We start from the raw sequence: 13,897 nt of genomic DNA on the forward strand, positions 1-13,897 counted from the left end.
ACAGAACGATGGGATTTTTTGGAAAACTATTCGGTAAAAAAGAAAAGGAAAGTCTGGATCAGGGATTGGAGAAAACCAAGGAAGGTTTTCTGGGAAAGATTGCAAGAGCTGTTGCCGGCAAAAGCACAGTTGATGCAGAGGTACTCGACAACCTGGAAGAAGCCTTGGTGAGTGCAGATGTTGGTATTGAAACGACCGTAGCGATTATTGAACGTATTGAAGCACGTGTTGCAAGAGATAAGTACATTAATACTTCGGAGCTCAACGGTATTCTGCAAAATGAAATTGAGAATATTCTTGTTGATGCTCCCGCTGATACTACTTACTCCAACTTTGATTTACCTGCAGGTAAGAAGCCTTTTGTACTAATGGTAGTGGGGGTGAACGGTGTTGGTAAAACAACAACGATTGGTAAACTCGCTCATCACTTTACCCAGGCAGGAAAGAAAGTAATGTTGGGTGCAGCAGACACTTTTCGTGCCGCTGCGGTAGACCAGTTAACAATCTGGAGCGATCGGGCAGGAGTTCCTATCGTAAAACGTGAGATGGGTAGCGATCCTGCTTCTGTTGCGTTTGATGCGGTAAACAGTGCTGTTGCAAAAGATATTGATGTGTTGATTATTGATACCGCAGGACGTTTGCATACCAAAACACATTTGATGGAAGAGTTGAGCAAGATCAAACGTGTTATACAAAAAGTGATTCCTGACGCACCGCATGATGTATTACTGGTATTAGATGGTTCAACAGGACAAAATGCAATAGAACAAGCCAAGCATTTTACCGCTGCAACCGACGTAACAGGGCTTGTAATTACAAAGCTAGATGGTACTGCAAAGGGTGGTGTTGTATTAGCTATTGCACACCAATTTAAAATACCGGTAAAGTTTATTGGAGTGGGAGAGCGGGTAGAAGACCTGCTGGTATTTGATAAGCATGAATTTGCAGACAGTCTCTTTAATCTCAAAAAATAAGAATAGAAACGTACATAAAATAAAAACCTCCTGCTTGCAGGAGGTTTCTTTTTTGATTCGTTAGAATCTTATTTCTTTTTCGCAGCTTTTTTAGGAGCAGCTTTCTTTGCAGCTTTTTTAGGAGCAGCTTTCTTTGCAGCTTTTTTAGGAGCAGCTTTCTTTGCAGCTTTTTTAGGAGCAGCTTTCTTTGCAGCTTTTTTAGGAGCGGCTTTTTTAGCAGCTTTCTTTTTTGTTGCCATTTTTTTAGAATTTAATGATTAGTAAAAAAAACTTAACAGGGTAAAAATAAAAAAATTTTTATTTTAAAAAAATTTTTTTAAGCACCTGCTTCAACGGGGGCAACAGAAACGAAAGTCTTGTTATTCTTTCCTTTTTTGAATTCAACAACGCCATCGGCTAATGCGAAGATGGTAAAGTCTCTACCAACTCCTACATTTTTACCAGGATGATATGATGTGCCACGCTGACGAATAATGATATTACCGGCAGCTGCAGGCTGGCCACCATAGATTTTTACACCAAGGCGCTTACTTTGTGAATCACGGCCGTTCTTTACACTACCTTCACCTTTTTTATGAGCCATTGTATTAGAATTTTATTTTTAAAAATTTTAAATCCGAATGAAATAATTCAGATTAAGCGATACCGGTTACCTTAATTTGAGTGTACAACGTACGGTGTCCTCTCTTTTTGCGGAAACCTTTACGACGTTTCATTTTGAAAGCAATCACTGTTTTGCCTTTCTTTTCAGCAACAATTTCAGCTTTCACTTTTACTTTAGCATCAGCACCTGCACTGATTTTTCCATCCGTATCAACAAATAATACATCAGAAAACTCAACTTGGTCGCCAGCGTTACCTTCAATATGAGGAACGTAGAGGCTCTGACCTTCTGAAACTTTGAACTGCTGACCGGCGATTTTAACGACTGCAAACATAACTTTCCAATATTAGGGCTGCAAAGGTAGGGATTAAATTGGTTTGAAAACAAGTTTCTACTTAAAAAATTTGCCCATTTTAACGGGACGCTTTGGGCTTGTAAAGTTAAATTTGTGGCCTCAAAACCGGGTTTCGGAATGAAAATTAAATCAGTGCTTGCAAAACCTTTTGCGGGTTATATCTATAAATCGATCCAAAAAAGTAAACTTACCGCTTTGTCTGACCAGGAACAGATCCTGAAACAGTTGCTTAAAACCGGGCGAATAACCGAATACGGCAAGGAACACAATTTCGGTCAAGTAAATAATTATGAGGAGTTTAAGCAAGCGGCGCCCATCAGGGATTACGAGCAAATCCGTCCATGGATCGATAAAATCGTTGAGGGTAAGCACAATATACTTTGGAAAGGCGTGCCCATGTATTTTGCCAAAACTTCGGGTACAACCAGCGGCGTTAAATATATCCCCATAACAAAAGAATCTGTTGGCAATCATTTCGGTACCGCCCGTAACGCTGCTCTTTGTTATGCTGCCGAAACCGGAAATACCCGCTTTTTCGATGGTAAGCTCATCTTTTTATCGGGTTCACCTGAGCTGGAGAGAGTGGGCGGCATTCCAACAGGCAGGCTTAGTGGTATTTCGAACCACCTCATTCCGAAATATCTCCGCACCAATCAGTTACCTTCTTACGAAACCAATTGTATTGAAGATTGGGAAACCAAGCTGGGTAAAATTGTAGATGAAACTATCAACCAGAATATGACCCTCATCAGCGGTATTCCGCCATGGATGCAGATGTATTTTGATGAATTGATGAAGCGAACCGGCAAAAAGGTGGGCGACATCTTCCCTAATTTTAACGTAATGATCCAGGGTGGGGTGAATTTTGAACCCTACAAAGCCAAAATATTCGAAAGTATTGGCCGAAAAGTAGATACCATCGAGGTCTTCCCTGCAAGTGAAGGCTTTTTCGCCTTCCAGGATTCGCAGGTAGCAGACGGCTTATTATTAAATACCAACGACGGGATCTTTTTTGAATTTGTACCGGCTGCAGAAATCCACAACGAAAACCCAACCCGCCTTTCGCTCAAAGATGTAAAAGTGGGCGAAAACTATGCACTTATTATTAATAGTAATGCAGGCTTATGGGCGTACAATATTGGCGATACGGTAAAATTTGTTTCTACAGATCCTTACAGGTTGGTAGTTACCGGCCGTATTAAGCATTATATTTCTGCTTTTGGCGAGCATGTAATTGGCGAGGAAGTTGAACAAAGCTTATTACAAACAGCTAAAGAAGAACATATTCATATTACCGAGTTTACGGTTGCTCCTATGATTCAGCAGGGCGAGGGCAAAAGCTACCACGAGTGGTTTATTGAATTTGAACACAAGCCTGCCGATCTTGCCGGTTTTGCAAATAGGCTGAACGAGAATATGCGGGAACGCAATATTTATTATGATGATTTGATTACAGGTAATATTTTACAGCCGCTTAAAATCACCCCGGTGAAAAAGAACGGGTTTATCGATTACATGAAAAGTATTGGTAAATTGGGCGGACAAAATAAAGTGCCACGCCTCAGCAACGATCGCAAAATTGCCGACGAACTGATGAAGTGGACGGAAAACTAATTTTCAACGAACGAAGTACGGTGCACAATTGTAATGGTTTTGTACAGTAGTACACAACTGTAAACAACACGGCATCTTCAGACGACTATATGCAACAACAAAAGAAACGCATTGCCATTTTTGGTTCAACAGGTTCTATCGGAACACAGGCGCTCGATGTTATTGAGGCTAACCCGGATTTGTTTGAAGTTGAAATTCTTACCGCCCATACAAACGATGAGTTACTGGTTCAACAGGCGATCCAGTTTAATCCCAATGCGGTGGTTATTGTGGATGAGCGCAAGTACGAAAAAGTAAAACAGGCACTTGCTTCAACCGATGTAAAAGTATTTACAGGCGAACAGTCGCTGGAAGAAGTAGCTGCGTTTGATACCTACGATATGATGCTGGCGGCCATTGTTGGTTTTGCCGGTTTAAAACCTACCTTAAAAGCCATTGAAAATAAAAAGGCAATTGCACTAGCCAACAAGGAAACACTGGTTGTAGCAGGTGATATTGTGATGCAGAAGGCTGTTGAAAACCGTGTGCCCGTTATACCGGTAGACAGTGAGCACTCTGCCATTTTTCAATGTTTGGTAGGAGAAGCAAGAAATAAAATTGACAAAATCATTTTAACGGCAAGTGGCGGTCCTTTTCGTGGACGCAAACCCAACTTCCTGTTGAATGTAAAGCGGGATCATGCATTGCAGCATCCAAACTGGAGCATGGGCGCAAAGATTACCATCGATTCTGCCACACTCATGAACAAGGGTTTGGAAATGATCGAGGCGAAATGGTTATTCAATCTTGCTCCCGAACAAATACAGGTTGTTATTCATCCGCAAAGTATTATTCATAGCATGGTGCAGTTCGAGGATGGCAGTATAAAATCCCAGATGGGTTTACCCGATATGAAATTGCCCATTCAGTATGCCATGGCTTTTCCGCAACGCATACCGAATAATTTCCCACGTTACGATTTTAAAAAAATCAACACGCTTACGTTTGAAGAACCCGATCTTAAAACATTCCGTAACCTGGCATTAGCAATCGATGCCTTAGCAAAAGGTGGCAATCTTCCCTGCATTATGAATGCGGCCAATGAAATTGCAGTATGGGCATTCTTACGCAACAGGGTTGGTTTCCTGGATATGACAGACATTATTGAAAAAGCAATGAACCATGTAAAGTTTATTGCAAAGCCAACACTTGATGAGTATCTTGAAAGTGATGCCGAGGCACGCAACTATACCGCTTCACTTATTCAGATGTAACCTTTAAAAAATTATAACTTCTTTTTTTCTGCATATTTGCAGTCCATTATCATAAAAGGAAAACCACACTAATTAATCTATTATGTTATTAGCAATTAACTGGGGCGAGTTTGGTATTAAAGCAGGACAATTACTGTTGTCGCTTTCGATCTTGATTATTTTACATGAATTCGGGCATTTTATTACTGCACGTTGGTTTAAATGCCGGGTAGAAAAATTTTATCTCTTCTTCGATCCCTGGTTTTCTATTTTTAAAAAGAAAGTAGGCGAAACTGAATATGGTATTGGTTGGTTGCCGTTGGGCGGCTATGTGAAAATATCGGGTATGATTGATGAAAGCATGGATAAAGATGCCATGAAGCTTCCACCACAACCTTGGGAATTTCGCAGCAAACCGGCCTGGCAACGTTTGATCATCATGATTGGCGGTGTAACCGTCAATGTGATCGTTGCGTTTATTATTTATGCCATGATTTTATTTGTGTGGGGTGAAGATCGTGTGCCGATGGAAAGTGTGAAATCGGGTGTTTGGGTTACAGATAGTTTAATGTATGATGCAGGCTTAAAAGACGGTGATAAAATTGTTTCAATTGGCGGCGAACCTGTTGCTTATTTCGATGATGTAAATAAAGAAATTCTTACTGCCAAGGAGATGGTGGTTGACCGCAATGGCGTTGAGAAAAAAATTATTTTTCCAACAGACCTGGTTGGTAAGTTGGTTGAAAGTAAACGCCGACGCAGGTTGGTTGAAATTCGGGTGCCTACCATGGTTGAAGCGTTTGATCCGAAAGACACTAGCTATGCAAGTAAATCGGGCTTGAAAAAAGGCGACCGGATTATTGCGGTTGACTCCGTAGCTGTTAGTCATTTCGATGAAATGATTCCGCTGGTTGCAAAAAAGAAAAACGGAACGGTTACGTTTACTGTAAACCGTGATGGCGATACACTCAATGTTACTTCCAAAGTAAATAAGGATGGAAAAACAGGACTTGGCTTGTGCGAAATGGAAACCTATGCAGCTGCAGGCGTGTTTACTATTCAGCACAGATCTTATAGCTTTTTTGAAGCGTTTCCTGCAGGTGTAAAGAAAACATTCAGCAAGTTGGGCGATTATATCGAGCAGTTTAAATTAATTCTTCGTCCAGAAACCGGTGCTTACAAAGGTATTGGAGGTTTTAAATCGATGGGTTCTATTTTCCCTTCTGTTTGGAACTGGGAAAACTTCTGGGGCATTACCGCTTTCTTCAGCATTGTATTGGCATTTATGAACCTGTTGCCAATACCTGCATTGGATGGTGGACATGTACTGTTTACATTAATTGAAATGATTACCGGCCGTAAACCCAACGAAAAGTTTTTAGAATATGCACAAATTGTTGGTATGGTGTTGCTGTTAGGTTTGATGCTGTATGCAAACGGCAACGATTTGTTTGGCTGGAACAAGTAAGTTATAACTCAATTCCAATCTTCTTCATTAAGATAGAGGCGTTCATGCTTTGGCAAACGCCTCTTTTTATTTTGTAATCGAAGTATAGTTCTTCTGCATTTACCTGTACATCGAAATGGTAATTATGAACAGTTGCCGGATATTCATCCGCTAGTTTTGCCAGTTCCAGATCGTGTGTTGCAAGAATACCTGTTGCTTTCTGCAGTAGCAATTGTTTTATCAATGCCTTCGATCCGGTATGCCTGTCGTTGGAGTTGGTGCCTCTTAAAATTTCATCAAGTAAAATGAAAACAGCTTCGTTGTTATTCACCGCATCAATAATCTGCTTCAGTTTTTTCAGCTCGGCATAAAATGTAGAAGTATTTTCTTCGAGATTATCTTTAATGCGCATGCTGCTCATAACTTTCAAAGGTGAAACAGTTAGTTGCTTTGCGCATACCGGAGCACCCATGCAGGCCAGCACCATATTTACACCTACACTCCGCAGGAATGTACTTTTGCCTGCCATGTTAGAACCGGTAATGAGGTTGATTTGTTGTTGCCCTTTTGTTGTAAAATCGTTCAAGACATTTTTACCGCTTTCAATCAATGGATGTCCCAGTTGTACTGCATCAAAAACAGGTTCGTTTGTTTGTAATACCGGGAATCTCCAGTGTGGATGATTAAAGGCAAGTGTAGCCAGGCTGCCCAGTGTTTCCAGTTCGGCCAAGGCACTAAACCAATGATTGATTTGTTGATTATTTTTCTTCTTCCATGCTTCTAACTGCAATACGAGCTGCAGATCCCACAACAAAAAAATATTCAGCGGAATAAATACAACGGGGTTTAACCGGTAATCGAAACGGTTAAAGATTTGTTTCAACTGAAAAATTTGCTTCGATGCTTTGGTGGAGTTGTTGTGAAACTGTTGTTGTAACGAAAGTAATAACGGATCTGTAAAAGCAGCCTGTTCAATGCAGTTGATGCTGTTGGAAAGTGTTTCCATTTCGCCGGTAATTTTGTTCAGCTTACGGTAAAGCGGAACAATAGAACGGGTAATGCCAAATGCAATCAATGCAAATAATAACGACGCCTGTAAGAAGCGTTGGTAAGTAATTACATCAACTAAAAAACAAAACAAAGTTGTTAACGCAACAGCAGGAACAATAAAGCGCAGTACATGCCAGTAAGCTTTATGTACAAATAAATTTTCTTCCTTTAACCATGCTTCCAGTTTCTTTTCAGTTGATGAAGTAATAACCGTTTCCCTGCCGATTGCCTGCAGCTCCTGCCGCCAATTTGTTTTACTGCATAATTCTTTTATCGCTTGTTGTCGTGCAGTAATAGTTGCTGCATCGGCTGGTTCTAATAACCATTCGGCCATACAGTTATTGCCCTGCTGCGATGTGGTTCTGTTGATGTATTGGTAAAGCGAAGCTCTGCCGAAAATATCCAAATCACCTGCATACGGATGCTCTTCATGATAAAATTCGTGGCCATCTTTCTGTTGTGTAAAACGATGCTGTAAGTATTGCAATTCCTCTTCGTTCAATGCAATAAGATTACGGCAATGCTTAATGGTATCATGGTTGGTCAAATCTTTCTTCACAGCAAACAGAAACAAGGCAACACCCAACACAATTACAAGCAATGAAAACAGTAGTGCTAGCGACCAAACATACCAGGTGCAAAAGGCTGTAACAGCCAGTATCGAAAATCGTGTCCATCCTAAAATTCGTTTCCGTTTCAGAAGTTCATGCAAGTGGATAGTTAAGGTTGATAGCTGTTCTTTATAAAACTGTTCCGGTGTGCTGTTAGTTGCCATATTGTAAAACTATGAAAGAAACAATGAACGGGTTCTTTTGCATTTTGACAACAGAAATAAATGTATTTTTGCAGTCCGCCGGTACTTTGTACTTCGTACCAGCTAATGGGGCTGCCTGGTTTTGACAGCATAGATCTTTGAAGGTGTAAGCATGCCGTGCGTTGTGTAATTAGCACGTTAATCTGAATACTCAAAACTCAAATGGCAATACACAGTATGCCATGGCTGCGTAATTAGTGATTATTCAGTCATTCGGGCCGCCGAACAGGTTGATCTGTTACCAAGTTCCGCCGCCGACTCAAAAACAAAACAGGTTGCTGTAACACAAGGCTGTGACTGTTGCAAAAGATTTATTCAGCTACGTATTGTATTGGTAGGTTCAGGTCCTGTACAGTGCCGACAATTAATCATGAAATAAGCATGTAGAAAGCTTTTGGAGAATGTGTTTGGACAGCGGTTCGAGTCCGCTCAGCTCCACAATAAAAAGGCAATCTGTTTAAAACAGGTTGCTTTTTTTGTTTTAGCCTTAACCTGATGTAGAGTTCCGTTCAATAAGTGTAGATGGAAGCACCGTCACGGATTCGGCGGTAATTGTATGCTTCTTCTTTTCGATCATGGTAAACAATGCTTCGGCAGCAGTTTTACCAATTTCAAAAGCCGGCTGTGTAATAGTTGTTAATGATGGATTAAGAATAGGAGCGGTTTCCAATGTAGAAAACGCAATCACTTTCAAATCGTCCGGTATGTTGATGTTCTTTTCAAGACAAACGAGATAGATCTGCATCGCCAGTTTTTCAACCGAAGCAACGATGCCATCAATTTTTTTATTCTTCTTCAGCAATTTCTGCAGCTGCTCAAAAATCATTTCCTGTGTGCCGGTACAATCAATAACAAATTCATGTTTGTTGTTGGTTAAGCCTGCATCTGCAAGTGCAGCCGCAAAGCCTGCCGAACGTTTACTGCAGATAGAGAGACTTTCGGATGTTGACAGAAAAACAGGTTGTTTACAACCTTTTTTGATCAGCAGTTTTGCTGCTTCGTAACCACATGCATAATCGTTGGTGATTACTTTGGGTGCTTTAAAGTTTTCAAACTCACGATCAAAAAACACAAACGGAATATTCTCGTTCTGCAGCTTTTCTATGTGCGATGCAGTTGTTGTTGCACTCGAAACAGAAATCAGCACACCATCCACTCTTCCGCTTAAACAATGGTTCACTGCATTTTTTTCAATTTCAAAACTTTCATGTGAGAGATAGATAAGTACATGATAGTTTTTTGTAGTAGCAACAGCCTGAATACCGTTAATGGCTAAAGAAAAAAAGTTATCAGCCACCTCGGGCAAAATCACGGCTATCGTTTTGCTTTTTTGTTTACGTAAACTACTGGCATAAGGGTTAGGCACATAATTCAGTTGCTCAGCCATTGCCAATACCTTTTTCTTGGTTTCACTGCTTATTTCATGGCTGTCTTTTAACGCCTTTGAAACAGTTGCAATGGAAAGTCCAAGTTCTTTTGCCAGGGTTTTAATTGTAAGCTTACTCATACGCTCTAATCAAATCTTGTGGTTGGGTTTTACACCTGTTGCATATAAAGATAGGCGTTATACCGAAAACGGTTTCGTAAATAAAGTCTACCAAACTAACAGCATTATCCAACAAAAAAGTGTCATTTTAACACATCAATCACAACCAACGATTTGCTTTATATGAAATGGCAGACCATTCCATGTTTCAGCCTTTACTATGCAAACTGCAATACTGTGCAGTACGCCTCTACGGCATTTTATCCTTTACACATTCTATCAATCAATAAATTTTAAGCTTTATGAGTAAGAATAACTTTGAGGCTGTGCCCCTGAATAACCTCGATGAGTGGGAAGATGATTTGCTGAGGCGCTATCCCGATCCGGAAGCAATTGCTACAGGAAAAGCAACGGAAGAATACCGGAATTACCAGGAGCCGGCAAGAGATACTGTGAAAGAGTTTTACCGTCTCAACCATACCTATCAAACTTATGCGTTTGTACAGGAAAAAGAGAAAGAGTTCCTGCAGTTCAATAAAAAAGAAATGACGATTTGGGATGCGTTTGATTTTCTGAATCAGTTGGTAGATGATTCAGATCCTGATACCGATCTTGATCAGCTGCAACATCTTTTGCAAACTTCAGAAGCGATTCGTCGTGATGGGCATCCCGATTGGATGGTGCTGGTTGGTTTAATGCACGATATGGGGAAAGTGCTCTGCCTGTTTGGTGAACCGCAATGGGCAGTAGTAGGCGATACCTTCCCCGTTGGTTGTGCTTATTCTGATAAGATTGTATACCCTGAATATTTCTCGGCAAACCCCGATTATAACAATCCTGTGTATCAAACGAAATACGGTGTGTACGAACCTAACTGCGGTTTGCGCAAAGTACACATGAGCTGGGGGCACGATGAGTATGTATACCAGATGATGAAAGATTATTTACCGGAAGAAGGTTTGTACATGCTCCGTTATCATTCGTTTTATGCATGGCACAGAGAAGGTGCGTACGATCATTTACTCGATGAGCATGACCGTAACATGCTCAAGTGGGTGAAGTTGTTTAATCCTTACGATCTCTATTCAAAAAGTCCGGAACCGCCAGACTGGAAAAAGTTGAGACCGTATTACGAAGAGCTGGTACAAAAATACCTGCCTTCTACCATTAAGTTTTAATAATAAGTTTTTTCAAGTATAACTCAGTTTTAAAATCCGGTATTCTCCATCCTTGTTCTTATTATAACTCAAAAACAAATTGCTATGATGCGAATCTTTAAACGAGGCTTGCTGAATCATTATGTGTTGCCTGCCATAATGATCACTTTCCTTGCTTTCATTACCACGAACGTAAGCGGGCAACAAACACAGGTAAGCGGAACTGTAAAAGACGAAAAAGGTGAACCGGTTGCGTCTGCTACAGTGGCAGTAAAAGGAAAGAATGTTTCTGTTACTACTGCAACCAATGGTACCTTTTCTATTTCAGCAAAAACAAATGATGTACTTGTTATCAGTGCGGTTTCGTTTACTACACAGGAAGTAAAAGTTACTTCTGCATCTTCTTACGACATTGTCCTCTCAACCTCCAGTGTTGCCTTAACAGATGTTGTAGTTGTAGGTTATGGCCGTACTTCTAAACGAACAATTTCAAGTGCTATTACATCTATTAAACCGGAAGATCTTAACCGAGGTGCAATTGGTGACGTAGGCCAGTTGTTACAAGGTAAAGTACCTGGTTTGAACATTACTGCAAGTGGTGATCCTAACCGTCCTGCGGCGGTGATTCTCCGTGGTGCATCAACTGTAAACAGTCCGCAAGGTCCGTTCTATGTTATTGATGGAATTCCCGGTGCCGACATTAATGCCGTAGCTCCGGATGATATTGCTTCAATGGACATTTTAAAAGATGCTTCTGCAACTGCCATCTACGGTAACAGAGCTTCTAACGGTGTAATTATGGTTACGACCAAAAAAGGTAAAAAAGGAAAATTGAATGCGGCCTATAACGGCTATGTTGGTTTTGAAACTGTAAGCAGCAGTCTCGACCTGATGGATGCTACGCAATTACGAGCGTATGCACAAAAGAACAACTATACACCAAGCTCTAACGACGATAAAGGTGCAAATACCGATTGGATGAAAGCTGTGCAGAAAGAATCGGCACTTTCACACAATCACAATATCTCTTTTAGTGCAGGTACAGATAAAAGCAGCTACAGTGCAAGCTTAAACTACCTGAAGAAAGATGGTATTATGTTACAAAGTAGTTTGGAAAGAGTAATTGGAAGAATCAGTGCAGAACATCATGCATTGAACGACAAGCTTACTTTGGGTTTAAACATTATGAGCAGCAACAGTAAAGCATCAAATGTTCCTTTGCAAAACATGGTGTTCCAACAAGCGGTGAAGTTTAACCCAATGTCGCCGGTATATAATGCAGATGGTACATTCTTCGAAAACCCGAACAATACACAGTACTTCAATCCGGTTTCTATTGTAAAAAATGCACTTGATGATACAAAGTATGGTTCTTTGCAAGGCAACTTTACTGTAGAAGCGAAACTGCCATTTAACTTAACTTATAATGCAAACCTTGCTTACCAGCGTGGTACATGGTTGCATGGGGAGTATTACAACAGTTACTATTCACGTAACTACAGCACCGGTAGTTTCTACACCAACGGCGATCCTGGTGGTGGCCGCAGCCTTCGCAATTTTTACTCCAATGGTCTTGCATACAGAGGTTATTATCAAAGCAGTGCTAAAACACTCGAATCGTATTTAACGTGGGGTAAAAAGTTTGGTGCGCATAACATCAAAGCGGTGTTGGGTTACAGCTGGCAAAAGAATACCAACAACGAAGGGTTACAAGCCAGCCAAACAAATTTCGTAAACGATTATACAGGCTACAATAATCTTGGTTTAGGTAACTATCAAACTGTAAATGGTTTTGCTGTTGATTACGGTGGAGCTGTTTATGAAGAAACTAATTTTATCTCCGATTTCTTCCGTTTAAACTATGATTTTAACGAAAAGATTTTAGTACAGGCTTCTGTACGCAGAGATGGTAGTTCTGTATTCGGTAAAAATAAAGAATGGGGTTATTTCCCTGCAGCAAGTGTTGCATGGCGTTTGTCTGAAGAAGATTTCATCAAGAATGTTGCTTTCATCAGCGACTTAAAGCTGAGAGCCAGCTATGGCGAAACCGGTAATGCTTTCGGCTTAGGTGCTTACAATGCACAACGTTTGTATAGCAAATCGGGTACATACTACAACAATGGCGTGTTTGCTGCCTCTTTCCGTTCATCGCAAGGTTCTAACCCTAATTTACAATGGGAGGTTACAGCAACAAAGAATATTGGTTTGGATTATGGTTTCCTCAAAGGAAAAATCAGTGGTTCAATTGATGTGTACGAAAAAACCACTACGAACATGGTGTTTCCTTATGCTGTTGCACAATCAATTGATCCAAGTGGATTCTTATGGTTGAACGTTGGTAAAATCAGAAACCGAGGTATTGAGTTTAGTGTAAACATCAACGCAGTAAATCAAAAGAACTTTACCTGGAGTACCGGCTTGAACCTGGCAACAAACCAAAACGTAATTCTGGATTTAAAAGGTCCTGAGCAATATGGTGTAAATGCAGATTCTACTTACTACACACAAATTGATGGTCCCGGAACTTCTGGCAGCCGTCTGCAGATCCTTGCAGTTGGTGGTCCTTTAGGTCAGTTTTACTCATTCTCTTATGCAGGTAAAGATGCCAACGGTAATTCGTTGTTCTACAAAAAAGATAAGACCACAACTACGAACCCTTCTAACGTAACAGATTACTTCCCGCTTGGTAGTCCGCATGCTAAGCTCATGTTCGGCTGGAACAACTCACTGCGTTATAAAAACTTCGATCTGAACTTCTTTGTAAGAGGTGTGCTTGGTAATAAGATCTTTAACGCAACACGTGCAGATCTCTCATACGTAGTAACTGCGGGTCAAACAAACATCAGTCCTTATGCTGCAGATGATAAAAGAACTGATTCACGAAACAACAACTTCTCATCACGTTATGTAGAAGATGGTTCATACCTGCGTTTCGATAATGCCACTTTAGGTTATCGTTTCAATATCAAAAACGACTACATCAGTAATCTGCGTTTGTATGCAACTGTAAACAACCTGTTTGTAATAACGAAGTACAAGGGAATCGATCCTGAAATTAACCAGGGAGGTGCTTCTTTGGGTGTAGACTATAACAGCTTCTATCCGAAGACACGTACGATTCTTTTAGGTGTATCAGTTGGATTTTAACGATTAAAAAACTTTTT

General features: G+C 40.5%; 11 protein-coding genes and 1 other RNA gene. 7 read left to right on the plus strand and 5 right to left on the minus strand.

Translation table 11 applies throughout. From position 1 onward, the window contains the following. Positions 1–8 precede the first annotated feature (8 nt). Positions 9–974, plus strand: coding sequence for a signal recognition particle-docking protein FtsY (gene ftsY / locus IQ13_RS19740; protein ID WP_144888474.1), 966 nt, complete (start codon positions 9–11; stop codon positions 972–974). Between the two features lie 68 nt (positions 975–1,042). Here the strand turns inward: ftsY and IQ13_RS21530 are convergent, their stop codons facing one another. The 3 genes from IQ13_RS21530 to rplU all read right to left on the minus strand — a co-directional run bounded on the left by IQ13_RS21530 (position 1,043) and on the right by rplU (position 1,912). Next, entirely contained in the window at positions 1,043–1,213 is a 171-nt protein-coding gene (locus IQ13_RS21530) for a hypothetical protein (protein ID WP_199758317.1), read from the minus strand. Between the two features lie 77 nt (positions 1,214–1,290). Next, positions 1,291–1,557, minus strand: a complete 267-nt coding sequence (gene rpmA, locus IQ13_RS19745) for a 50S ribosomal protein L27 (protein ID WP_144888475.1) — start codon at positions 1,555–1,557, stop codon at positions 1,291–1,293. Positions 1,558–1,609: 52 nt separating this feature from the next. After that, the gene (rplU, locus tag IQ13_RS19750; RefSeq protein WP_129132652.1) at positions 1,610–1,912 is read right to left on the minus strand and encodes a 50S ribosomal protein L21; all 303 of its coding nucleotides are present in this window, start codon (positions 1,910–1,912) and stop codon (positions 1,610–1,612) included. 138 nt (positions 1,913–2,050) lie between these two features. Here rplU and IQ13_RS19755 point away from each other — a divergent pair, with 138 nt between their 5' ends. The 3 genes from IQ13_RS19755 to rseP all read left to right on the plus strand — a co-directional run bounded on the left by IQ13_RS19755 (position 2,051) and on the right by rseP (position 6,247). Continuing rightward, entirely contained in the window at positions 2,051–3,547 is a 1,497-nt protein-coding gene (locus IQ13_RS19755; RefSeq protein ID WP_144888476.1) for a GH3 auxin-responsive promoter family protein, read from the plus strand. An 89-nt stretch (positions 3,548–3,636) separates the two neighbouring features. Beyond that, a complete protein-coding gene (locus IQ13_RS19760) occupies positions 3,637–4,800 on the plus strand; it encodes a 1-deoxy-D-xylulose-5-phosphate reductoisomerase (RefSeq protein ID WP_144888477.1) in 1,164 nt (387 codons plus the stop codon). Positions 4,801–4,882: 82 nt separating this feature from the next. Next, positions 4,883–6,247, plus strand: coding sequence for an RIP metalloprotease RseP (rseP, locus tag IQ13_RS19765; RefSeq protein ID WP_144888478.1), 1,365 nt, complete (start codon positions 4,883–4,885; stop codon positions 6,245–6,247). A gap of 1 nt (position 6,248) precedes the next feature. Here rseP and IQ13_RS19770 read toward each other — a convergent pair whose 3' ends face one another. Continuing rightward, entirely contained in the window at positions 6,249–8,051 is a 1,803-nt protein-coding gene (locus IQ13_RS19770) for a MutS family DNA mismatch repair protein (protein ID WP_144888479.1), read from the minus strand. Positions 8,052–8,158: 107 nt separating this feature from the next. On the opposite strand from IQ13_RS19770, the gene ssrA reads away from it, so the two are divergent. Next, positions 8,159–8,531: a transfer-messenger RNA gene (ssrA, locus tag IQ13_RS19775) on the plus strand. Positions 8,532–8,577: 46 nt separating this feature from the next. On the opposite strand, the gene IQ13_RS19780 is transcribed toward ssrA, so the two are convergent. Beyond that, entirely contained in the window at positions 8,578–9,597 is a 1,020-nt protein-coding gene (locus IQ13_RS19780) for a LacI family DNA-binding transcriptional regulator (RefSeq protein ID WP_144888480.1), read from the minus strand. Positions 9,598–9,878: 281 nt separating this feature from the next. Here IQ13_RS19780 and IQ13_RS19785 point away from each other — a divergent pair, with 281 nt between their 5' ends. Further along, positions 9,879–10,754 carry an inositol oxygenase family protein gene (locus IQ13_RS19785; protein WP_144888481.1) on the plus strand — a complete coding sequence of 292 codons (876 nt, stop codon included), beginning with the start codon at positions 9,879–9,881 and terminating at the stop codon, positions 10,752–10,754. 84 nt (positions 10,755–10,838) lie between these two features. Further along, positions 10,839–13,880 (plus strand): SusC/RagA family TonB-linked outer membrane protein, encoded by a 3,042-nt coding sequence (locus IQ13_RS19790; RefSeq protein WP_199758318.1) that lies wholly within the window; start codon positions 10,839–10,841, stop codon positions 13,878–13,880. Positions 13,881–13,897: the final 17 nt, after the last annotated feature.

Origin of the sequence: Lacibacter cauensis, from assembly GCF_007830055.1 — a bacterium.
Classification (GTDB): domain Bacteria; phylum Bacteroidota; class Bacteroidia; order Chitinophagales; family Chitinophagaceae; genus Lacibacter; species Lacibacter cauensis.

Coding starts and splice junctions, on each gene's coding strand:
- IQ13_RS19755 (WP_144888476.1), top strand. CDS start 2,051: ATGAAAATTAAATCAGTGCTTGCAAAACCTTTTGCGGGTTATATCTAT.
- ftsY (WP_144888474.1), top strand. CDS start 9: ATGGGATTTTTTGGAAAACTATTCGGTAAAAAAGAAAAGGAAAGTCTG.
- IQ13_RS19780 (WP_144888480.1), bottom strand. CDS start 9,597: ATGAGTAAGCTTACAATTAAAACCCTGGCAAAAGAACTTGGACTTTCC.
- IQ13_RS19785 (WP_144888481.1), top strand. CDS start 9,879: ATGAGTAAGAATAACTTTGAGGCTGTGCCCCTGAATAACCTCGATGAG.
- IQ13_RS21530 (WP_199758317.1), bottom strand. CDS start 1,213: ATGGCAACAAAAAAGAAAGCTGCTAAAAAAGCCGCTCCTAAAAAAGCT.
- rplU (WP_129132652.1), bottom strand. CDS start 1,912: ATGTTTGCAGTCGTTAAAATCGCCGGTCAGCAGTTCAAAGTTTCAGAA.
- IQ13_RS19790 (WP_199758318.1), top strand. CDS start 10,839: ATGATGCGAATCTTTAAACGAGGCTTGCTGAATCATTATGTGTTGCCT.
- IQ13_RS19770 (WP_144888479.1), bottom strand. CDS start 8,051: ATGGCAACTAACAGCACACCGGAACAGTTTTATAAAGAACAGCTATCA.
- rpmA (WP_144888475.1), bottom strand. CDS start 1,557: ATGGCTCATAAAAAAGGTGAAGGTAGTGTAAAGAACGGCCGTGATTCA.
- rseP (WP_144888478.1), top strand. CDS start 4,883: ATGTTATTAGCAATTAACTGGGGCGAGTTTGGTATTAAAGCAGGACAA.
- IQ13_RS19760 (WP_144888477.1), top strand. CDS start 3,637: ATGCAACAACAAAAGAAACGCATTGCCATTTTTGGTTCAACAGGTTCT.